The following is a 22,798-nucleotide window of genomic DNA, read 5'->3' on the forward strand; positions in this document are numbered from 1 at the left end:
TGATAAAGTAACACCAGGATTAGTTGAAGACACGAAAGTAGTAGTTACTTGAGAAGGCACTACCGCTACACCATTTAAAGTATCGTTAGTAAGCACGTTAGTGAAAGCAGTTCCACCAGTGTAACCATTAACAGAAGTACCAGCATCATCATTAGCTACAATTGCAGTTGCTCCAACTGGAACAGTAACAATAGCAGTATCACAATTATTTGGATTAAGTACTTCACAAATTTGGTAAGTTAAAGTATAAGAACCAGCAGGTGTACCAGGCGCAACCACAACATTAGTACCTGATAAAGTAACACCAGGATTAGTTGAAGACACGAAAGTAGTAGTTACCTGAGAAGGCACTACCGCTACACCATTTAAAGTATCGTTAGTAAGAACATTAGTGAAAGCAGTTCCACCAACAAATCCATTTACAGAAGTACCAGCATCATCATTAGCTACAATTGCAGTTGCTCCAACTGGAACAGTAACAATTGCAGTATCACAATTATTTGGATTAAGTACTTCACAAATTTGGTATGTTAAAGTATAAGAACCAGCAGGTGTACCTGGAGCTACAATTACAGCACCAGTTGAAGTATTTAATGTTATACCCGGATTAGTAGTACTAACTTGAGTAAGAATAACATTTGATAATGTTGCAGGACTACTATTTACGGTATCATTCAATAATACGTTTGCTAAAGTAGTTCCTCCAATGGTTCCATTAATACTTGTTCCATTATCATTTACAGCATCAATTACTGCATTTACTGGTACTGGAGTAGAAGTAGAAGTATTATTAGATGTATTTGGATCTGTTTGACTTCCAGAAATTGTTGCAGTATTTGCATAAGGACCTGCAGAATTTACTCTTGCTACAACTGTTAATGTTGCATTTGATCCATTATTTAAGTTACCTATTGTCCAATTTGGTGCAGTCCAACTTCCAACAGATGGAGTTACACTTACCAATGTATATCCACTTGGTATTACATCATTTAATGTTACACCAGTTGCATTGCTTGGTCCATTATTTGAAGCAGTAATTGTAAAAGTAATATTTGTTCCAATTATAGGAGCCATATTACTTGCTACTTTTATAACAGCCAAATCAGCAACCGGAACAGGAATTGGTGTAGCAGTTGATGTATTGTTACTTAAGTTTGGATCTGTTTGATTTCCAGTAATTGTAGCAGTATTAGCATAATTTCCTGTTGCTCTAACAGTTGCAACAACAGTTAAAGTTGCATTAGAACCATTCGCTAAATTGCCAATAGTCCAGTTAGGAGATGTCCAAGATCCAGATGAAGGTGTAACAATAACTACTGTATATCCAGAAGGTATTGCATCATTAACAATTACACCAGTGGCATTATTTGGTCCATTATTAGCTGCAGTAATTGTAAAAGTTATATTGCTTCCAACATTTGGAGCTAAATTACTAGCAGTTTTTGTAACAGATAAATCTGTAATAGGAACTGGTACAGGAGTAACTGTAGAACAATTGTTTAATGGAGCTGTTTCCGTATTAGTACCGGAAATACATGCAGTATTTGCATAATTTCCTGAACTTAATACAGTGGTAACTATAGTTAAAGTTGCATTTACACCATTAGCAAAGTTTCCGATAGTCCAGTTTGGAGCTGTCCAAGTTCCAACAGAAGGCGTTGCACTAACAAGAGTATATCCAGAAGGCAAAACATCGTTTACAACTACATTTGTATCATTGCTAATTCCAAGATTTGAAGCAGTAATCGTAAAAGTTACATTACTACCCACATTTGGAGTTGAATTACTTACAGTTTTAACAACTTTTAAATCAGAACATCCTTTAAAAACTGTTGTACTTACACTTGCACTAGTTAAACCCCAGCCCCAAGTATTTAATAAACGACCATTTCCGTAATCATTACAGGTTACACCATCAGTTTCGTTTGCTCCTATAGCAGGAGCTGGAACAGCATTTAAAAAGTTTCCATCTCCACTCCAAGCTCTAGTTGGACTAGGTGTACCATTCAATGAATTATTTAAACCAGTTCCAGTTGTATTGTTATTTCCATCTGAACAATCTGTTCCTACATTGGTCAATAAACTATCGTCCCAATACATTTGTGAGTTAGCAATGGCTGTAGGTGCAATCGATTGAACGTTAAATCCATTTTTATTTAGCTCAGCATCATATATTGGTAAATTAAATCTACCAGCCAAATAGTTAAGTGTTAATGTCATTTGAGCTCCATCAGGAACTGCAACACCAAATCCATTTAAACCATTCCATGAAAATGTGTTATTTCCAGCAGCAACTCCATAAGATTCAAGGATGACGTCAGCACTTGCAGCTTGATAACCGGGAACACCATTTAAGTCGATTACTAATCTAACGTCACCTGACCTTGATATGTTATAGTTTATCAAATAGGGTCCGCAATTTGTAATAGAAGGATTTAAAAAAGTAGGAGCAGCTGGAATAGCTGCTGTAGGATATAATAATACATCGGGATTGTTTAAAAAGATTTTATATCCATTCGTTAGAGCTGGAATTGTAGCGGTATTAATAGATCTTCTAGTTGTAGTAAATGCTCCAACTGGATTTACCCCATAACTATTTACAGCAAGATTATAGGCAATTGGTTGAAAACCTGGACGAAAATCTACAAATAAAACTACCTGATCTGCAGTGTAGACATAAAAATTTGGCTCAGAGCTTGCAGTAACTAAATTACCATAATTACTATCTACAGCCACAAATCCCCATTTATCAGAATGTAAACGACCATTTCTTTTTACTCCTGCAGTTGTAGCAACAGTCATATCAAACAAGGCTCCAACTGCTCTATCAGCAGCAGTTAGTAATGGAGTAACTCCACCATCATTACTTCTGTAAAATTCTATCCAGTGCTCACCAGCCACAGCAGGGTTAAATACTAATGGATTATAACCAGTTGTAGTTGCTCCTATGTTTGGACCTACAAGTGCTTGAGCATGTGTATCAATACTTCCAGCAGAACCTAAAGTACTATTCCACAAACCAGACATAACTACAGTACCACTTGGGTTTTTTATCCTGTAATATAAATTTGTTAATCTTCCTGGAACTCCAACAGAATATCCTCTCCAATCAAAACCAAAATACATTCTTTCAGTTCCTGCATTAGCGATATTAAAATAAATTCTATTATCTTCACCACAATTGAAGAAGGACCCACTTTGTAAATCTGGCGCACTCAACACTGCAGTGATATTTGCAGCGTTTGGAGAAAGAGTTGGTGTACCTTCAGCAAAAACAGTTGTTGAAAATAAAATTAATAATAATGAAAGGATAAACGATTTGTAGTTTATTGTTTTCATAAGCTTGCTTTTTTGCATAAATTTTTTCATGCTTTTATTTGTTTTTTTGTTTGGGACACATCACTGAAATATAGTTATTAACAATGAGGCGTATTTTTTCACGGACCAAAAATAGTTATCAACTTGCTATTAAAACTATTTTATCTATGAATTACATTAATACTCGATTAAATGCTGTTTCTGATTCTTTTTTATGGCGCAAACCATTATATTCATTGTGCTTGTAATGTTTTTTTCGTAGTTTTAATTCTACTTTTTTTATTGTTTTTTAATTAACTTTGTATGCTTTTTATTTTGTATGAGAACATTTTTTTTCAATCCTAAAATTTTTGTCGAAATTAGAAAGCATTTTTTAATTTTACAAGAAAAAAATCGATTAAATGCATAAAATAACGGATAAAAGGCATTTTATCGATTAAAAAAAATGTAAAATCTTACAAAAAATTACTTTTTGATGATTGTTAATAACTATTAATTGCATTTTTATGAAAACGATAACACTGATCCGTCACGCAAAATCTTCTTGGAATAATCCAATTAATGATTTTAATAGACCAATTATTGAAGAAGGAATTCAAAAAACAATTAAAGTAGCCACAGAAACTAAGAGTTTATTTAACGATAAATCTTTAATTTGGGTAAGCTCGGCTGAAAGAACTAAACAAACAGCAAAACTATTTTTGTCAATTTGGGATGAAAATAGCGAAATGCAAATTCAGTTTAAAGATGATTTATATACTTTCGATTTAAATCAATTTGAAAAAATTGTTAAATCTTGTCCAAATGTTTATAAAAACTTAATTCTTTTTGGACATAATAGTGCCATTACAGATTTTGTTAATAAATTTGGGGATATTTTTATTGATAATGTGCCAACATCAGGTTATGTTTCGATTAATTTCGAGGGTGATGATTGGAATAAAATAAGTAAAGGTAAAACAGATAAAATTATATTTCCAAGAGATATTTAACTATGAGTTCAGAGAATAATTTCCGATATATTGATAGAGAAAAGAGTTGGCTTACTTTCAACGCAAGGGTTTTGCAAGAAGCTGCAGATGAAACAGTCCCATTATTAGATAGACTTCGTTTTTTGGGTATTTTCTCAAATAATCTTGACGAGTTTTTTAGGGTACGTTTTGCTGCTATTAGAAGATTAAGTCTTTCTGGGCAAACTGGTGAAAAAATTTTAGGCGGAATTACGGCTCAACAATTAGTAAAGGATATTACAGATATCGTAATAAAGCAACAATCGGAGAGTTTGAGAATCCTTGAAATAATTGAAGAACAATTAGAAAAGCAAAACATTATAATCGTTAATGAAAATGAGTTATGTCAAGAGCATCAAAATTTTGTTCACGATTTTTTTATTCAAAAAGTAAGTCCAGAACTGGTTACAATTATCTTGAATGATTTGGCAGAATTCCCTTTGCTTAAGGATACTGTGGGATATTTAGCCATAAAACTTGTAATGAAAACTTCTGAAAAAGCTAAAGTATTAGGTCTTGTAAAACCTAAAAAAGAGGTTCGTTACGCAATTATTGAAATTCCTAAAACATTCAATAGAATAGTTGTGCTTCCTTCAATTGGAGAAAAACAATACATAATGCTATTAGATGATGTAATTCGTTATAATTTAAGTAGCATTTTTAATATTTTCGAATACGAAAGCATTTCTGCACATATGATTAAAATTACTCGTGATGCTCAATTAGATATTGATAGTGATATGAGTAAGAGTATGTTACAAAAAATAGCTACTTCTGTTAAAGACAGAAGAATTGGTGAGCCAGTTCGTTTTGTTTACGACAAAAAAATTGATAAAGATACCCTTTCATTTTTCTTAGATAGAATGGGAATTGAATCTACAGATAGTATAATTCCTGGAGGAAGATACCACAATCGTCGTGATTATATGGATTTTCCAAATCTTGGGCGTTTTGATTTATTATATCAACAAAAACCTCCATTACCAGTAGAAGGATTGTCTCTTGAAGGAAGCATACTAAATAGAATTGCCAAAAAAGACTATTTGATTTTTGCTCCTTATCAATCCTATTCTTATTTAATTAAATTTTTGAGAGAAGCAGCTCTTGATCCTAAAGTTACTTCTATTAAAATAACTTTATATCGATTAGCAAAAAACTCACAAATCATTAGCTCTTTGATAAATGCGGCTAAAAATGGTAAGCGTGTTGTGGTTCAAATTGAACTTCAAGCACGATTTGATGAAGCCAACAATATTTCCTACGCCGAGCAAATGCAACAAGAAGGAATTGAATTGATATTTGGTATCAAAGGACTAAAAGTACATAGTAAAATATGTGTTATTGATAGGCTGGAAGAAGGTAAAGTCAAACGTTACGGATTTATTTCAACTGGAAATTTCAATGAGACTACGGCTAAATTTTACACGGATGTAACTTTGTTTACAAGCCACAATCAAATTCTGAAAGATGTGACCAAAATCTTTGAGTTTTTTGACATCAATTATAGATTACACAGATACAAACATTTAATAGTTTCACCTCATTATTCGCGTTCAAAATTTAATAAATTAATTGATAGAGAAATTCTTAATGCTCAAGTTGGAAAACCAGCTTATATTAATTTAAAAATGAACAGTTTGTCAGATTTTCAAATGATTGATAAATTGTATGAAGCAAGTAATGCTGGAGTGAAAATTAAACTTCAAATTAGAGGTATATGTTCGTTAATTCCTGGTGTAAAAGGAATGAGCGAAAATATAGAAGCAATAAGTATCGTTGATAATTTCCTTGAACATTCAAGAGTTTTTATTTTTGGTAATGATAATAATCCTGAAGTATTTATTTCTTCGGCTGATTTTATGACAAGAAATCTTGACGGACGAGTTGAAGTAACTTGTCCAATATATCAAGATGACATTAAAAAGCAATTAATAGAAACCTTTGAAGTGGGTTGGAAAGGAAACGTTAAAGCGCGTTTGCACTCAGAAAAATTAGACAATAAATATCGTGTTAGAAAAGAAGGCGAATCTGTTTTCCGAGCACAACACGAAACCTATAACTATTATAAAAATCAGCAAGAAGACAATAATATTTTTTAAAATACAACCCAAGATAATAAATGATTTCAATAAAAAAATATGCAGCAATTGATATTGGATCTAATGCCATGAGATTGCTAATAACCAACATAGTTGAACAAGATGGAAAGGAAACTCAATTTAATAAATCGGCTTTAATTCGTGTGCCAATTCGTTTAGGACAAGACGCTTTCACTGTTGGTGAAATTATCAGTGAAAATATTGATAGAATGGTTGATGCAATGGAAGCTTTTCGACTTTTAATGAAAGTTTATAAAGTAGAAAAGTACAAAGCTTGCGCTACATCTGCAATGCGTGAGGCATATAATGGTAAAGAAGTTGTTGAGATTATTAAGAATAAATCAAATGTTGAAATTGATATTATTGATGGTAAAGTAGAAGCTGCCATTATCGCTTCTTCAGATTTGCATAGCTTTCTTGCTACTGATAAAACTTACTTATATGTAGATGTTGGAGGTGGAAGCACCGAATTTTCATTGTTTTCTGATGGAAAAATGATTAATTCAAAATCATTTAAAAATGGTACTGTTAGATTATTAAATGATATGGTAAATGATGTCGTTTGGCAAGAAATCGAAAAATGGATTAAAACTAATTGTGAACCTTTTGAAAATATTACTTTGATTGGCTCAGGTGGAAATATTAATAAACTTTTCAAACTTTCTGGAAAACAACAAGATAAGCCATTGTCTTTCTTGTATTTGAATTCACAATATCAATATTTAAGTTCTTTAACATACGAACAAAGAATTGCTGAATTAGGATTAAACACAGACCGTGCCGATGTAATCATACCAGCAACTAGAATTTATCTTAATGCAATGAAATGGAGTGGTGCAAGACAAATTTATGTACCAAAAATTGGATTATCGGATGGAATTGTAAAGGCAATGTATTATGATAAAATATAAAATTTAAAAATATGAAAAACTTAAAATGCCTTTTCGGATTAATAACTGTCTTACTTTTAATTTCTTGTAAGCAAGAAACTTCATCGAGCTCTTATTTTAATTCTGAAGAAAATGGAATTAAAATTGGTGGTGTCAAAATGGTTACCATCGAAACTCCAAAAGGAAAGTTCAATGTTTGGACAAAACGCATCGGAAACAATCCAAAAATCAAGTTATTGTTGTTAAATGGCGGTCCAGGAATGTCGCATGAATATTTTGAGTGTATGGAAAGTTTTCTTCCCAAAGAAGGAATTGAATTTATCTATTATGATCAGTTAGGAACTGGTTTTTCAGAAAATCCAAACGATACCACAATGTGGGATTTGCCTAGATATGTTGAAGAAGTAGAACAAGTTCGTGTAGCTCTAAATTTAAACAAAGATAATTTCTATTTATTAGGTCATTCTTGGGGCGGAATTCTTGGAATGCAATATGCTCTAAAATATCAAGACAATTTAAAAGGATTAATAGTTTCCAATATGATGGCAAGTTGTCCTAAATATGGTGAGTATTCTAAAGTTTTAGCCAAGCAAATGAATCCAGAAATCTTGAAAACCATCAAAGATTTAGAGGCCAAAAAAGATTATAACAATCCAAAATATATGGAATTATTGATGGCTAATTTTTACAATCAACACATTTTAAGAAAACCTGTAAATGAATGGCCAGAACCAGTAAATCGCTCAATGGGAAGATTAAATCAGTCACTTTATATCACTATGCAAGGCCCAAGCGAATTAGGAATTTCAGGAAAATTAACCAATTGGGATGTTTCTAAAGAATTGAAAAACATAAAAGTTCCAACACTAGTAATAGGAGCAAAATATGATACAATGGATCCAGAATATATGAAATGGATGGCAACGCAATTTCCAAAAGGAACTTACTTATATTGCGCCAACGGAAGTCATATGAGTATGTATGACGACCAAGAAACATACATGAAAGGATTGATTAAGTTTTTGAAGAAATAGAATAAAAAAAACGCTTCTAATTACTGAAGCGTTTTTTTTTATAAATCCAAATCAAAAGTCTTTTTCAATAACTCCAAATTCGGATTGATTTCATTCAATCGATTGTACTTGTCTTGTGGAGTAAAGGCATTTTTTACTTTTACTTCTTCATTTACAATAACTTCAATTGTAATATCATGATTGTGTAAATGTCCTCTCAAATAACCTAATAATTCTGGTTTTGCTTTTTCAAAATCAATTTTAGAACCTTCATTCGGAAGTTCGTAAATAATAATTGTACCATCAAGTTTAGGATCACTTATTCTTAATAGTGACTCCATGATTTTCGAACCTTTATCTCCCAATCTATCGGCAAATCTATACCAAAGTTCCAACATTTCGGTTTCTGTAAAAGCTTCACTTGGTAAGTGTTCTTCTACTTTTACAACACCTTTTTGAGCTTCCATCAACTCTTTTTTGGCACGAATACTACCTAAAGATAATGCTGAAATTTTTCCGGTTTCCGGTTTAAAATCTGTTTCAAGTTTTGGTACTTCAACTGAACTTGCTGAAACAGATTCAGGTTTTACATCAATTTCAGATTTTGATGATTCAACAGAAGTTTCAATTAAAGTCTCAGGTTCTTTTAAAGTTTCTGATTTAGGTACTTCAACTTCAATTTTTGCAGTTGTTTCTGAAATAGGGTTTTCAACAGCATTTGCAACTGTTGTTTTTAAACTTACAACTTCTGTAATCGAATAACTATTGTTTCTGAAATAAGTCGGTGGAATTATAAAGTCAACTTTTTTTTTTCTCCATCAAAGTTGATAGAGCAAAGTTGCATTAATGTTAGTTCAACTAACAAACGTTGGTTTTGAGAAACCTTGTATTTTAAATCACAATCATTGGCAATTTCAATCGCTTTTAAAAGAAAATCCGATTGGCATTTATGTGCTTGTTGACCATAAAGTTGTTGTGCTTGTTCACCAGCTTCTAATAAAACAAGAGTTGCAGGATTTTTACAAACCAATAAATCTCTAAAATGAGATGCCAATCCAGATACAAAATGATGTCCGTCAAAACCTTTCGATAAAATATCATTATAAGAAAGCAAGATGCTTGGAATGTTGTTTTCCAAAATCAAATCGGTTACTTTAATATAGGTTTCAAAATCTAAAACATTCAAATTTTCAGTTACAGCTTGTCTCGTTAAATTGTTTCCACAATACGAAACAACTCTATCAAAAATCGACAAAGCATCACGCATCGCGCCATCAGCTTTTTGAGCAATAATGTGCAAAGCATCGTCTTCAAATTGAACTCCTTGGCTTGTTGCTACTTCTGCCAAATGTTCTTTAGCGTCTTTAACTGTAATTCGTTTGAAGTCAAATATCTGACAACGAGATAATATCGTCGGAATAATTTTGTGTTTTTCTGTAGTCGCTAAAATAAAAATAGCGTGTTTTGGCGGTTCTTCCAATGTTTTCAAAAACGCATTAAAAGCAGCTGAAGACAACATATGAACCTCGTCAATAATATAAACTTTATATTGTCCTGTTTGTGGCGGTATTCTAACTTGGTCAATTAAATTTCGAATATCATCAACTGAATTGTTAGAAGCAGCATCCAATTCGAAAACATTAAAAGCAAAATCTTCATTCGGATCATCATAACCAGGTTGGTTGATTTTTCGAGCCAAAATTCTAGCACAAGTTGTTTTTCCAACACCTCTTGGTCCAGTAAATAATAGGGCAGAAGCCAAATGATTGGTTTCTATAGCATTCAACAAAGTATTCGTAATAGCTTGCTGACCAACAACGTCTTTAAACGTTTGCGGACGATACTTACGAGCTGATACTACAAATTGTTCCATAGAATTTTATTGGATTACAAATGTAGGTAAAAGTTTAAAAGTTTAAAAGTTTAAAAGTTTAAAAGTTTGGGAAAAAATAAAACATTAAAATATTCAAGACTTTAACGAACTATACTTCTTTTTTTGAATAGTAATAATAAAGCCTAAAAATAGTATTGCATTTACTATTAAAGATACAATTAGTATTTTTTGATAAAAATCACTTTTGTTATTTTCAGAAATAGTGTTCTGATTTTGTTTGTATTGTCTTAGTTTTTCTAATTGGTAAATAAAGGATTGTAGTGATTTGTTTTTATTTTCTAAATTAAATAAATTCAATTCGGTTTTATTTTTTGATATAATTTTTCCTTTAGAATCAAATTCAAATGGGATTGGAGGAAAACCTGGTCCAAAATTTTGTGATTGAGAAGGAGAACAAGCACTAACATTTATCAAAGTTTTATCTTTATTGAAATTACCATAAACAATGCATAATCCTTTTTCGTTAAAATAGAAATCACAATTTGATTCAGAATGAGAAGTTATTGTTTTTGATTTATAATTGCCTTTGAATAATTCAAAAATTCTAAAAGAATAACTATTGTTTATAGTATCTAATTTTATCAATTCGCCATAAAAGATAATATCAGCTTTTTTAAGACCTATTTTAATGTTTTCATCTAAAGTATATTCATAACATTTACAAGCAAAGCAATTGCTAATTCCAAATAATATTATAAAAACAAAAAATCTAATTTTCATAAAAATAATTTTAATAAAAGTACAGAATTAAATCAAATATCAAATTATGTACATATCTAAAATCTTATATCTAAAATCTAATATTAAATTCTACCTTTGCACCGCAGACCTCCTTATCGCTTGTTAGTAATAATAAGAGGAAAGTCCGGACACCAAAGAGTAGCATAGCGGATAACATCCGTCAATTCAAGAAATTGGATTAGGACAAGTGCAACAGAAAGTATGTACAGTTCGGCTGTAGTGAAACCAGGTAAACTCTATGCGGTGAAATTTCAAGTATATCGACATTTAAGGATTACTCGTCCGTTGTCGAAGGGTAGAAAGATTGATCTCGTTGGTAACAACGCGACTAGATAAATGATAAGGTATCGTCTTTTGGGACGAGAACAGAATCCGGCTTATAGGTCTGCTTTTTTTTATTTTTTATTATGATACAGGTATTAAAATTATTGTTTGGTAGTTTGTTTTCTAAAAAATCTTTAGAAAAAACTTTAATTGATTCAAAATTAGGAAAATTAACATGTACCTATAAAAAGGAAGATACATATTTTACTTGGGATACCGAATACAAGTTCAATAATAATAATGGTGAACCAATTTCAATTAGTATTGACGGTGATACTAATGGTCCATTTTCAAATACATTACAGAAAACCTATCAAATATTGGATTCAATTGCTGAATTGCAATCTAAAATACAAACTAAAATTGATTCGCAATTCCCTGAAAAGAAAATTGATTTAAAAAGAGATTTTAATTTAGAAGATCTTTACATTTACCTTGAAGAGGAAACCAATTCAGTGGAATATGAATTTGAATATTACTCAAATGATTCTGAAATAATGATTTCTGTAGAATTTGTTAAAGATGAAATTGAAGCTATAGAATTTTATTAATTACTCTTCCTCACTTTCATCTTCCTCATCATCTACCTCAAACTCATAAAAAGAAAATACAGAACCACCATAATTCTTCTGAAAAGAAAAATGCATCATATGGTCGAGTTTAGTATGTTTAGAATGTTCCATAATCATCATGCCTTCTTCGTCTAATAATTCGTTTTCGAAGACCATTTCGATTAGTTTTTCAAATTCTTTTTGCGCAATTCCATAAGGCGGATCGGCAAAAATAATATCATAACTTCCTTTGTGTTTTTCTAAAAATTTGAACACATCACTTTTTATTGCCGTGATATTCAAGTCAAATTCTTTGGCAGTTTTCTTAATGAAATTCACGCAACCCATATCGCCATCGATACAAGTAATATTGTCACAACCACGCGAACCAAATTCGTAACTAATGTTCCCAGTTCCAGCAAATAAATCCAAAACCTTCAATCCCGAAAAATTGAAATGATTGTTCAGTACATTAAACAACGCCTCTTTACTCATGTCAGTCGTTGGTCGAACTGGTAAGTTTTTTGGAGCTGTAATGCGTCTTCCTTTGTATTTTCCAGAAATGATTCTCACGAGTGAAGTAGTATAAAGTGTTCGCGGTTTTCTTTTTCCGTGAAGTTATTTGTAAAATCAGAAACATTAAATAAACTGATGTTTCTAATGTATTTGTAGGCAATTTGATAAAAAGCATCGGTTTCAACAATCGCTCCAAGCAATTCCAATTTGAAATTCTCAGGATTCAACTGCAATTGTTCGGCAGTAAAAAGAATGTAGTAAATAAAATCTTCAGGCGTTTTGTATTCAAACGAATTAAACAAATGCAACTTCTGATTCTGAACCACAATAATCTCAAAATGACTTTCACTTACGTGAACAAACATCTTGCGCTCTTCATTATTCTTAGATAAATCCAACAATTTTGAAACCAAAACACTATTCGCATGTTTGTATTCAAACGAACCATATTGGTCAATAAAAAAGTTATTCATATTCACATACGGAATGTAAACATTATTAATTTCATATTTATCTAAAGCATCAAAAGTGAAAAAATCAGTTTCAAAAACCTTAGTATTGTATTGCAAATAACTTCCCAAAAACTCCTCGTCAAACAAGGCTATTGGCACAAAAGTCGATAAATTATTACTGTGAATAATTTCAATTTCATCATACTTATGACTCAATTCAGGATGTTCTCTAAAAACCGAAGCAAACAAATCTTCAATCTTAGCACTACGTTGAAAACTATCAAAATGAATGTTGTGCAACACCACAGGTTTGCCACTCAAAGTATCAAATACACAAAACGACAACCCATTCAAAGAAACTTGAATAGCTAGTTTTTTATAAGTTTTGTCCGTAATACTCATTTTGAAATTCCATTTTTAACACCGCAAACTTACGAATTTTATACTGAACTTGTTTCAGTATCTCAAGAACTTGTTTCAGTGTCTCAAGAACTATTTTCAGTATCTCGTCTTATTTAAAGATATGTTTTTTTTAGTAGAATTTATGTTGATGAATATTAGCAGCGAATGGTTCGGGCATTTCTACAAACCTTATTCCTGCTTTCCGCGTTACAAGGTAACTGATCCAATCAGGGCTAAAAAGCCATCCATTTTCACAAAATCAGATTTCCAAAACAACATTAAGTTTAGCAACACAGATTAGAGAAATTTGAGAAATTTATAAAATCAGTGAAAATTATTCCAATTTCTTAAATCTGTGTTCCAAAAAATGTTAATAAACAAAACTCCTAAACATTCAAACTTCTAAACATATTTCTGTACTTTGCGGTTAAATAAAAACCTGTGGCAACCAAAAACTTCTATTCCATTCTATCCCAAAACTTCCCGTTTAATCCCACGATTAAGCAAGATGCCTTCTTTCAAAAAATTGCCGTTTTCATCACCAATGTCAACAATGACAGCATTTTTGTACTAAAAGGATACGCCGGAACAGGAAAAACCACAGTAATATCTACCATTGTAAACAACCTAATTGAAGTCAATAAAAAATATGTTTTGTTGGCGCCAACAGGTCGCGCAGCCAAAGTCATTGCCAATTATTCCAACAAACCAGCTTTTACTATTCATAAGAAAATCTATTTTCCGAAGAAGTCGAGTGGTGGCGGAGTGGCTTTTACAATGCAACAAAACAAACACAAAAACACCATTTTCATAGTCGATGAAGCGTCAATGATTTCGGATGTTGCCGCCGAAAGCAAAATGTACGAAAACGGAAGTTTGTTAGACGATTTAATCTCCTACATCTATAGTGGAGAAAATTGCAAAATGATTTTACTTGGTGATACGGCACAACTTCCGCCAGTGAATTTAGATATTTCGCCAGCTTTAAACACAGATACTTTAGAATTAAATTACGACAAAAAAGTAGATTGGATCGAACTCGACGAAGTAATGCGTCAAGAACTAAACTCGGGAATTCTCTACAATGCTACCGAATTACGAGAATTATTAAAAGACAGTTTTATCACCGAATTCAAATTTAAATTACGAGGTTTCAAAGATATTGTTCGCCTTACTGATGGTTATGATATTCAAGATGCCATCAACCAAGCCTACAGCAATTATTCTATTGAAGATACTGCGTTTATTGTGCGTTCCAACAAAAGAGCCAACCAATACAACGAACAAATTAGAACCAAAATCCTCGACAAAGAAAGCGATTTATCGACAGGCGATTTCTTAATGGTTGTGAAGAACAATTATTTTTGGTTGAAAGAAAAAGACGAAGCAGGTTTCATTGCCAATGGTGACATCATCGAGGTTTTAGAGATTTATAGTTTCAAAGAATTATACGGATTCAAATTTGCCAAAGTCAAAATACGAATGGTCGATTATCCTAACCAAATTCCGTTTGAAACCGTTTTGATTTTAGATACAATTAAAAGTGAATCACCATCATTAACCTACGAGCAATCCAATCAATTGTATGAAGAAGTGATGAAAGATTACGAACATTTAACCACCAAATACGCCAAATTCCAAAAAGTAAAAGAAAACGAATACTTCAACGGATTGCAAGTAAAATTCTCTTACGCCATAACCTGCCATAAAAGCCAAGGCGGACAATGGAACACCGTTTTCATAGAACAACCGTATTTACCCGAAGGCATCGACAGAGATTACATTCGTTGGCTTTACACAGCAATCACAAGAGCCAAAGACAGATTGTATTTGATTGGGTTTAAGGATGAGAGTTTTTTGGAGTAGTTTGTGAGAAAATTGTTATATTTGGGATTAGTAATCATTACTTTTCTATTTACTATATTAGGAATAATTATTAGTTAAGAATTAACAAATAAAGTTTTATGAAAAAATATCTATTTATTTTAATTACAATATTATCATGTGTTAAATCATATTCACAAGATATTAATAAGGAATACATTAAAATTAAAAAGGAAACTTATTTGAAAACAGATTATAAGTTAGAAGTTGGAGAACTTTATATGACTGATGATGATTATCCATATGAAATATTAGAAACATATTTTGGAAAACGAGAAAACTCTTATAAAATCAAAATTAATGATGAATTATTTTGGGTTTCTGAAGCATGGTGTAAACATCTTTCTGATGAAGAAGTTTCGTTGATGCAATCAAATTGGAAAAAGAAAATTGAAATTGAAAAACAAAAAGAAATAAAAGAGAAAGAGGAAGAAGAAAAATTGATTGCTGAAGATGAAAGAATTAAGAAGCAAATTGAAGATGAGATAGCTTTAGAAAATTCAAAAAGATTGGCATTGTTGAAGAAGAAATATGGTAAAAGAGGGCAAGATATTTATGATGGATATTTTTGGGTTGGTATGAGTAGAAATGCTTTAATAGATAGCTTGGGACAACCAGATAGTATAAATAAAAGTGTTGGAAAATGGGGTGTTCATGAACAATTTGTTTATGGCAGCAAACTCTATATTTATATAGAAAATAAAGTTGTAACTTCATACCAACAAAACAAATAGATTTAATTTTTTATTTCAAAAATTATGATAAATTTTATAAAAAAATTATTTAAAAATGATTCAAACCAAAATGGAATTCTAAAGAAAGAAAATAATTTGGAGAGTATTTTGCCAAGACGAGAATTATTAACAAAAAAATTCTTTAGGAATTTAGATTTAATTGAAGATTTTAAATTGACATATGAATGTTACTGTGACATAAGTGATACTTGGAATAAACCTGCTTTTGGAGATTCTAATATGACAAATAGACAATATTATGAAACTTAAAAAAAAATATCTGATGAGGAATATTCAGAAAATCAATGTAAAGCTATAAAAATAGTTGAAATCCATGAAAATGCTGTTGAAGATTATATAGTTAGTTTGGATAGTCAATATAACAACTTAAAGTTACTTTGCGACGAATTAAAAAGTAAAGAAGATGAAATTTTAAATACATTAAAAAATTTAAAAAGATAAATACATGCAAAGCAAAGAGACCTATAAAAGTTCCGCAAATGTCTCCTGACTTTGCGGTTTTTTTTTATACAATAGTTTAAGAAAATAATAAAAATTACGACCTTTGATACTATCAAATGATACTATCATCATTAACTAATAATGTTATCAAATGTCAAAAAATCAACTTTCACCAAGTCAACAAACCGAACTTTTAGCCATTCTAAAAAAGCGTTTTGAGAAATATCCAAACCGTCATCTTGGCTTGGAATGGTCAAAAATTCAAGAAAAGTTAGAAGCCAATCCAAACAAACTTTGGTCACTAAACGAAATGGAACGAACCGAAGGCGAACCAGACGTTGTAGGTTATTGCAAGGAAATGGACGAATATATTTTCTACGATTGTTCAACAGAAACACCAAAAGGTAGAAGAAGTTTGTGTTACGACAAAGAAGCATTAGAGGCACGAAAGGAATTCAAACCAGAGAATAACGTCATTGATATGGCAACTTCTATGGGAATTGAACTTTTATCAGAAGACGAATATCGATTTTTACAAACATTAGGAAAATTTGATTTAAAAACCTCAAGTTGGATAAAAACTCCTTTAGAAATCAGAAAATTAGGCGGAGCACTTTTTGCCGATTTTCGTTATGAAACGGTTTTTGTTTATCATAATGGTGCACAATCGTATTATGCAGTAAGAGGTTTTCGTGGTTCTTTGAGAGTGTAACTTAAAATTAAATACATTTGTAATTACAAAGAACGGCACAACTTTTGAAAACATAAGAAAAAAATAACAAATGAATCTAGAAACCATTTTATCAATTTGCCTCGGAATCGGACTGGCTTCAGCATCAGGATTTAGAGTTTTTCTGCCTGTTTTTGCATTGAGTTTGGCCTCTTATTTTAATGTAATTCCGCTAAATGAAAGTTGGGCTTGGATTGGAGGTTTACCAGCATTGATAAGCTTTGGTGTAGCCATGGTTTTTGAGATATTTGGTTACTACATTCCGTTTATTGATAATTTATTGGATACTATCGCAACGCCATTAGCTGCCATCTCCGGATTTGTAGTTATGGCTTCCACCATGGTAGATATTTCTCCAACAATGACCACAATTTTATCCATAATCGCTGGAAGTGGTTCGGCAACCGCTTTTCAAGGATTAACAACTACAACTCGATTAGCATCATCTGTAAAAACAGCAGGTTTAGGAAATCCAGTAGTTTCCACCGCCGAAACCGGAACTGCAATTACTTTAAGTTCCTTAGCAATTTTCCTTCCAATAGTTGCAGTTATCCTCGTTGTTATTATCTTTGGTGTGATTTATTGGATATTTAAAAAATTAAAAAAATAAAGTTGTCAATTATCAGTTTATAAACTGACAACAGAAAACCGACAACCGACAACTAAAAAGTATGAAAGTAATCGCCGTAATTCCAGCTCGTTATGCTTCTACACGTTTTCCTGCTAAATTGATGCAAGATTTAGGTGGTAAAACTGTAATCCTTCGAACGTATGAAGCTGCAAAAAACACCAATTTATTTGACGATGTTTTTGTGGTTACTGATTCCAATTTGATTTTCGACGAAATAGTTTCTAATGGTGGAAAAGCCATTATGTCAATAAAAGAACACGAAAGCGGAAGCGATAGAATTGCTGAAGCAGTTGCTAATTTAGATGTTGATATTGTAGTAAATGTTCAAGGTGACGAACCATTTATCAACAAAGAACCTTTAGAAAAAGTAATAGAAGTCTTTAAAAATGATGCTGATAAAAAAGTAGATTTAGCTTCTTTAATGAGAGAAATAACTAATGAAGAAGATATCAATAACCCAAATAATGTAAAAGTTGTTGTTGATCAAAATGGTTTTGCTTTGTACTTTTCACGTTCTGTAATTCCGTATCCAAGAGAGAAGAATGTTGGTGTTCGTTATTTTCAACACATCGGAATTTATGCTTTCCGCAAACAAGCACTTTTAGATTTCTATTCCTTACCTATGAAATCATTGGAAGCTTCTGAAAAACTAGAACAACTTCGCTATTTAGAGTTCGGAAAACGAATCAAAATGGTAGAAACAACTCACGTCGGAATCGGAATTGATACACCAGAAGATTTGGATAAGGCTAGAAAGATGTTATAAACTTCGTACTTCGTATATCAAACTTCGTACTTTCTTTCTACGCTATTTCATCATTATCAAAATACCCTTTTCCTTTCACTTTTGTAGAGAAGAAATTCAAAAACAAAATCACAAATGATAAGAAAAAAATGGCTTGCATGCTAACTAAAACTTTACCATAAGTTGTGATTGGATAATAATCTCCAAATCCAATAGAATTAGAACTTACCAAACTAAAATAGATGGAATCAAACCAATGTGAAAAAGGTTTGTTCATATTTTCTCCTAAAGTATAAAGAACTCCAAACGCGACTACAATTTCTATGTAATTAAAGAAAAGTAACAACATTGAACGTTTGTAAGAACGCGGACGAGTAAATAAATCGGAAGCAAATATCAAAGTCGGAATATACAATAACGTTTCTGCCAGAACATAAATCATCAAATAAATTAAGAATAAATTAGATTGCCATCCATTTATTAATATTAGAATTGGAAAAGCAACTTTCAATAAAATGTAAACATCCATAGCTAAGTCTTGAAATTCATGACCAATTTTACAAGCTATATATTTTATATAAACACCAGGAAAAAGTAATTGTGATATTGAAAGTAATAATCTAACTATCTTCTCAATACCATTATCATCTTGATGGTCATTATTCCAAATAGATTTAATGTTTAAAATACGTTTTTGTATTGGATCGTATTTTGGTTTATAGTCAATAGATACTTTTCCAACAAATAATTTATATAAGAAAGATCTCATTCTATTAGCTTTTTAATAGTAAATAATTCATTATGAGTTTCTACTTTTGGATACATTCGTATGGAGTAATTGGCATCGAATTTCTTTTTATAATCCAAATTTCTAATTCGATTTTTTTCGTTGATAACCATCGTGTTAAAAAGTATGAAACCTTCAACATTTAGCAAAAAGTTAATTCTATTTATAAAAAAATCTTCAAACAAAAAATTTGGCATTGTTGTATCTTGAAAAATATCAATAATGATTAAATCATATTTGTCTTTGGTCTTTAATACAAATTCAAAAGCATCATCAACAATCAATTCTAAGTTTTTAATTTCGTTTAATTTGAAATACTTGTTGGCAATTTCAACTACATCTTTATCGATTTCAACTCCGGTTATTTTTCCTTTAAATTTTACTTCGTCAACTAAAGTTTTAATGACGCTTCCACCGGCAACACCAAGAATTAATATGTTTTCAAATTTTCTTATTCTTTCAAAACCAATATATTTTAATCCTTTTTTTAAAATTCGTTGCAAACTTCCATAAGAATAATTGGTGTTTTTTGAATCTAAAACCAACTCGCCATTGTTCCAAGTAACCTCCAAAGTTTTACTTATAGAGGAGTTTTTCTTAATAACGTTTATAGGAATGAAGTAGCTTAAGAATTTTGATAGCATAAATAAAAATATTTTCTGAAAAATAATAGATTAATGCTAAATTTACGCAAAATATTTGAGATGAAGAAACGACTTTATGAATTTATTTTCTTCCGATTAATGGGTTGGAAAATAATTGGCGCTAGCAATCTAAATGTAAATAAATGCGTTTTTATGGTTTTGCCTCACACAAGTTGGCACGATTTCTATTTAGGATTATTTACAAGAGGTATTACCGAAGTACCAATGCATTTTGTTGGTAAAAAAGAATTATTCAAATTCCCTTTTGGTTGGTATTTTAAATGGATGGGCGGAAAACCACTAGACCGAACAGGAGGTCTTAATAAGGTAGATGCCATTGCAAAAACTTTTGATGATTATGACGAATTACGATTAGCAATAGCACCAGAAGGCACACGAAAATATGTATCAGAACTCAAAACTGGGTTTTATTACATTGCTGTAAAAGCCAATGTACCAATACTTCCAGTTGCTTTTGATTTTGGTAAAAAAGAGGTTACCATAGGTAAATCTTTCTTCCCAACTGCTAACTATGATGAAGATTTAAAAGGGCTACTTCCTTTTTTTAAAGGTGTAAAAGGTAAGATTCCGGAAAACGGATTTAAAGTATAAAAAAACCAACACAACTTATTTTTCGTAAATACTATTATAAACAAAAAAAATAGTACTTATGAAAACAAATTTTCTATTCCTTGCTACTTTAGCAATTGCTTTTACTTCTTGTAGTGATGATGATTCGCCAGCTACACCAATGACAACTTCAGAATTTAAGATTGTTACTTCTAGTAATAATTCTGGTAAAGTAACTTTTAGCGATTTATCTGTCGCATCACCAACAGTAAAAAGTTTTACTATTAGTTCGTTAGATACAGATGGTATTTATTATGATTCAACAACAGATGAAGTAATTTTAGCATCAAGAACTAACAATAAATTAGAAGTTTATGGAGGATTGCAATCGGCAATAACTAATAATTTAACTTCACTTTCAACGAAATTTTCAAGTGCATCTGAATTCACCAACCCAAGAGAAACAGCAGTTTATGGTGATAAAGTTGTTGTAACTCAAGATCAAGCTGCTTCAAATGGCAATACTAATAAGTTGTTAGTTTATCAAAAAACGGCTACTGGATTAAATTTATTAAACGTATATACTGTAAACTTCAAAAATTGGGGAATCTTCGTAAACGGAACTACTTTGTATGCAACTGCAGATTTGACTGGTGATATTGTTGTTTTTGAAAATTTCTTTTCAAACCCTAGTGGAACAATTACGCCAACAAAAAGAGTTACAATTCAAGGTTTAGTTAGAACTCACGGAATTGCATTTTCTGCTGTCGACAATAGAATGATACTAACAGATGTTGGTTCAGCTGCTTCAGATTCTGATGGTGGTTTGATAATCATCAACAATTTTTCAAGTGTTTTAGCTGCTACGCCAAATATGGGAACAATTGCAACATCAAGTCAAATAAGACTTTATGGTCCAAATTCAACCCTAGGAAATCCAGTAGATGTGAGTTATGACGATGTAACTGAACAAGTTTTTGTTGCTGAACGATTAAATGCTGGTGGAAAGTTATTAACGTTCAATTTACCAACTGTAAATGGTGATGCAGCTCCAACAATGTCTAGACCAGAACCTGGAATTAGTAGTGTGTATCTAATTAGAAAATAGTTAGTTTGATTTGTTATAGTTTTGTTAGAAACCTTCAATAGTTTTATTGGAGGTTTTTTTGTTTTCAAATAATTCTAGTTGATTACCTTTGTGTCAAATTTAGTTTATGGATTATATCGAATTACATAAAGAGTACAAAGCCAATTCACTTTTCGGAAGATACATTACTTTAAAAGATATCGAACCGCTTTTGTCTAAATTTCAAACAGAAGTCATTGGTAAATCAGTTTTAGGAAAACCAATATACAAATACGAAATTGGAACAGGTAAAATCAGAATTTTCATGTGGTCGCAAATGCATGGAAACGAAAGTACCACAACCAAAGCTTTGTTTGATTTTTTTAACGTAATTCATTCGCAAGAGGAAATAGGAGTGAAGTTACTTCAAGAATTCACTTTTTGCTTTCTTCCAATGGTGAATCCGGATGGTGCCGAATTGTATACTCGTGAAAATGCAAATAAAGTTGATTTAAACAGAGATTCTGCTGATTTGTCTCAACCAGAAAGTCAATTACTTCGTAAAACATTTGAGGATTTTAAACCCGATTTTTGTTATAATCTTCACGATCAACGAACTATTTTTGGCGCAGGAAATGCAGGTAAAGTAGCAACAGTTTCTTTTCTAGCTCCAGCTTTTAACGAAAGTCGTGAAATAAACGAAGTTCGAGCAAAAGCTATGAATGTTATTGTCGCAATGAATGAAGAACTTCAAAATCACATTCCAAATCAAGTTGGACGTTTTGATGACGGATTTAATATCAATTGCATTGGAGATATGTTTACCTCATTAAATGTTCCTACTATTTTATTTGAAGCTGGACATTATCAAGAGGATTATTATAGAGAATATACTCGTAAAATGATTTTCATTGCTTTAATTTCTGGATTGAAGCATATTTACGAAAACGATGTAGTTGATAATGAAATCGCAAAATATTTGTCAATTTCTCAAAATAATATCGTTTTTTATGATTTTCTTTATAAAAACATCAAAATAAATTATGATGGTAAAGAAATAATTACGAATTTTGCTGCTCAATACAAAGAAGAGCTTATTGATGGAACAATCCAATTAAACGCTTACATAGCTGAAATTGGTGAGTTGAAAGGAAAATTTGGTCATGTTTTGTACAACGCACACAAAATGTTGTATTCAGATGATGAAGAGAATATTCCGAAATTAAATCAAAAAGCTAATTTTTATTTAGGAAATAGCATAAAATTTGTTAATGGTTTAAAAAAATAACATCTTTTTTTGTTTTTTACTAAATAAAATGCATTAATTTGTATTCG

At 31.3% G+C, this 22,798-nt stretch carries 22 protein-coding genes, 1 other RNA gene and 1 pseudogene; 16 read left to right on the forward strand and 8 right to left on the reverse strand.

Annotated features, from left to right (window positions below; genetic code table 11):
- Positions 1-3,339, reverse strand: a pseudogene (locus ABD766_RS08375) (DUF11 domain-containing protein); the annotation flags it as partial.
- 485 nt (positions 3,340-3,824) lie between these two features.
- On the opposite strand from ABD766_RS08375, the gene ABD766_RS08380 reads away from it, so the two are divergent.
- From ABD766_RS08380 to ABD766_RS08395, 4 genes are read left to right on the forward strand one after another with little or no spacing between them, the layout of a single operon-like run.
- The gene (locus ABD766_RS08380; protein ID WP_344816251.1) at positions 3,825-4,310 is read left to right on the forward strand and encodes a SixA phosphatase family protein; all 486 of its coding nucleotides are present in this window, start codon (positions 3,825-3,827) and stop codon (positions 4,308-4,310) included.
- 2 nt (positions 4,311-4,312) lie between these two features.
- A complete protein-coding gene (ppk1, locus tag ABD766_RS08385; protein ID WP_298304288.1) occupies positions 4,313-6,427 on the forward strand; it encodes a polyphosphate kinase 1 in 2,115 nt (704 codons plus the stop codon).
- Positions 6,428-6,447: 20 nt separating this feature from the next.
- Positions 6,448-7,338 carry a Ppx/GppA phosphatase family protein gene (locus ABD766_RS08390; RefSeq protein ID WP_344816253.1) on the forward strand — a complete coding sequence of 297 codons (891 nt, stop codon included), beginning with the start codon at positions 6,448-6,450 and terminating at the stop codon, positions 7,336-7,338.
- 11 nt (positions 7,339-7,349) lie between these two features.
- The gene (locus ABD766_RS08395) at positions 7,350-8,351 is read left to right on the forward strand and encodes a proline iminopeptidase-family hydrolase (protein ID WP_344816254.1); all 1,002 of its coding nucleotides are present in this window, start codon (positions 7,350-7,352) and stop codon (positions 8,349-8,351) included.
- Positions 8,352-8,389: 38 nt separating this feature from the next.
- Here ABD766_RS08395 and ABD766_RS08400 read toward each other — a convergent pair whose 3' ends face one another.
- The gene (locus ABD766_RS08400; RefSeq protein WP_344816255.1) at positions 8,390-8,797 is read right to left on the reverse strand and encodes a DNA polymerase III subunit gamma/tau; all 408 of its coding nucleotides are present in this window, start codon (positions 8,795-8,797) and stop codon (positions 8,390-8,392) included.
- A gap of 10 nt (positions 8,798-8,807) precedes the next feature.
- On the opposite strand from ABD766_RS08400, the gene ABD766_RS08405 reads away from it, so the two are divergent.
- Positions 8,808-9,092, forward strand: coding sequence for a hypothetical protein (locus ABD766_RS08405; RefSeq protein ID WP_344816256.1), 285 nt, complete (start codon positions 8,808-8,810; stop codon positions 9,090-9,092).
- A 28-nt stretch (positions 9,093-9,120) separates the two neighbouring features.
- Here the strand turns inward: ABD766_RS08405 and dnaX are convergent, their stop codons facing one another.
- Positions 9,121-10,203 (reverse strand): DNA polymerase III subunit gamma/tau, encoded by a 1,083-nt coding sequence (gene dnaX / locus ABD766_RS08410; RefSeq protein ID WP_344816258.1) that lies wholly within the window; start codon positions 10,201-10,203, stop codon positions 9,121-9,123.
- A 93-nt stretch (positions 10,204-10,296) separates the two neighbouring features.
- A complete protein-coding gene (locus tag ABD766_RS08415) occupies positions 10,297-10,944 on the reverse strand; it encodes a hypothetical protein (RefSeq protein ID WP_344816259.1) in 648 nt (215 codons plus the stop codon).
- 100 nt (positions 10,945-11,044) lie between these two features.
- Between ABD766_RS08415 and rnpB the strand changes: the two genes are divergently transcribed.
- Positions 11,045-11,361, forward strand: an RNA gene (gene rnpB / locus ABD766_RS08420) — RNase P RNA component class A.
- A gap of 11 nt (positions 11,362-11,372) precedes the next feature.
- Positions 11,373-11,840 carry a hypothetical protein gene (locus ABD766_RS08425; protein WP_344816260.1) on the forward strand — a complete coding sequence of 156 codons (468 nt, stop codon included), beginning with the start codon at positions 11,373-11,375 and terminating at the stop codon, positions 11,838-11,840.
- On the opposite strand, the gene rsmD is transcribed toward ABD766_RS08425, so the two are convergent.
- The gene (rsmD, locus tag ABD766_RS08430) at positions 11,841-12,413 is read right to left on the reverse strand and encodes a 16S rRNA (guanine(966)-N(2))-methyltransferase RsmD (protein WP_344816261.1); all 573 of its coding nucleotides are present in this window, start codon (positions 12,411-12,413) and stop codon (positions 11,841-11,843) included. It lies immediately after the preceding gene.
- Positions 12,410-13,210 (reverse strand): DUF3822 family protein, encoded by an 801-nt coding sequence (locus ABD766_RS08435; RefSeq protein ID WP_344816262.1) that lies wholly within the window; start codon positions 13,208-13,210, stop codon positions 12,410-12,412. Before ABD766_RS08435 ends, rsmD begins: the two co-directional genes overlap by 4 nt.
- Positions 13,211-13,651: 441 nt before the next feature.
- Here ABD766_RS08435 and ABD766_RS08440 point away from each other — a divergent pair, with 441 nt between their 5' ends.
- The 6 genes from ABD766_RS08440 to kdsB all read left to right on the forward strand — a co-directional run bounded on the left by ABD766_RS08440 (position 13,652) and on the right by kdsB (position 18,417).
- Positions 13,652-15,076, forward strand: coding sequence for an ATP-dependent DNA helicase (locus ABD766_RS08440; protein WP_290831658.1), 1,425 nt, complete (start codon positions 13,652-13,654; stop codon positions 15,074-15,076).
- Positions 15,077-15,174: 98 nt separating this feature from the next.
- Complete coding sequence (locus tag ABD766_RS08445; protein WP_344816263.1) at positions 15,175-15,828, forward strand: hypothetical protein; 654 nt, start codon at positions 15,175-15,177, stop codon at positions 15,826-15,828.
- 24 nt (positions 15,829-15,852) lie between these two features.
- The gene (locus ABD766_RS08450; RefSeq protein ID WP_344816264.1) at positions 15,853-16,098 is read left to right on the forward strand and encodes a hypothetical protein; all 246 of its coding nucleotides are present in this window, start codon (positions 15,853-15,855) and stop codon (positions 16,096-16,098) included.
- 343 nt (positions 16,099-16,441) lie between these two features.
- Positions 16,442-17,002, forward strand: a complete 561-nt coding sequence (locus ABD766_RS08455) for a DUF4256 domain-containing protein (RefSeq protein WP_344816265.1) — start codon at positions 16,442-16,444, stop codon at positions 17,000-17,002.
- Between the two features lie 70 nt (positions 17,003-17,072).
- Positions 17,073-17,630: a DUF4126 domain-containing protein gene (locus tag ABD766_RS08460; protein ID WP_344816266.1), complete on the forward strand. Its 558-nt coding sequence runs from the start codon at positions 17,073-17,075 to the stop codon at positions 17,628-17,630.
- 61 nt (positions 17,631-17,691) lie between these two features.
- The gene (gene kdsB / locus ABD766_RS08465) at positions 17,692-18,417 is read left to right on the forward strand and encodes a 3-deoxy-manno-octulosonate cytidylyltransferase (protein ID WP_344816267.1); all 726 of its coding nucleotides are present in this window, start codon (positions 17,692-17,694) and stop codon (positions 18,415-18,417) included.
- A 37-nt stretch (positions 18,418-18,454) separates the two neighbouring features.
- On the opposite strand, the gene ABD766_RS08470 is transcribed toward kdsB, so the two are convergent.
- Both ABD766_RS08470 and ABD766_RS08475 read right to left on the reverse strand, forming a co-directional pair.
- Entirely contained in the window at positions 18,455-19,165 is a 711-nt protein-coding gene (locus tag ABD766_RS08470; protein WP_344816268.1) for a potassium channel family protein, read from the reverse strand.
- A complete protein-coding gene (locus tag ABD766_RS08475) occupies positions 19,162-19,827 on the reverse strand; it encodes a spermidine synthase (RefSeq protein ID WP_344816269.1) in 666 nt (221 codons plus the stop codon). Before ABD766_RS08475 ends, ABD766_RS08470 begins: the two co-directional genes overlap by 4 nt.
- Positions 19,828-19,887: 60 nt before the next feature.
- On the opposite strand from ABD766_RS08475, the gene ABD766_RS08480 reads away from it, so the two are divergent.
- The 3 genes from ABD766_RS08480 to ABD766_RS08490 all read left to right on the forward strand — a co-directional run bounded on the left by ABD766_RS08480 (position 19,888) and on the right by ABD766_RS08490 (position 22,751).
- Entirely contained in the window at positions 19,888-20,439 is a 552-nt protein-coding gene (locus ABD766_RS08480) for a 1-acyl-sn-glycerol-3-phosphate acyltransferase (RefSeq protein ID WP_344816270.1), read from the forward strand.
- Positions 20,440-20,497: 58 nt separating this feature from the next.
- Positions 20,498-21,505 (forward strand): hypothetical protein, encoded by a 1,008-nt coding sequence (locus tag ABD766_RS08485; RefSeq protein ID WP_344816271.1) that lies wholly within the window; start codon positions 20,498-20,500, stop codon positions 21,503-21,505.
- Positions 21,506-21,611: 106 nt separating this feature from the next.
- Positions 21,612-22,751 carry a M14 family metallopeptidase gene (locus tag ABD766_RS08490; protein ID WP_344816272.1) on the forward strand — a complete coding sequence of 380 codons (1,140 nt, stop codon included), beginning with the start codon at positions 21,612-21,614 and terminating at the stop codon, positions 22,749-22,751.
- The last annotated feature ends 47 nt before the right edge of the window (positions 22,752-22,798 follow it).

This window comes from Flavobacterium cheonanense (genome assembly GCF_039539185.1).
Lineage (GTDB): Bacteria > Bacteroidota > Bacteroidia > Flavobacteriales > Flavobacteriaceae > Flavobacterium > Flavobacterium cheonanense.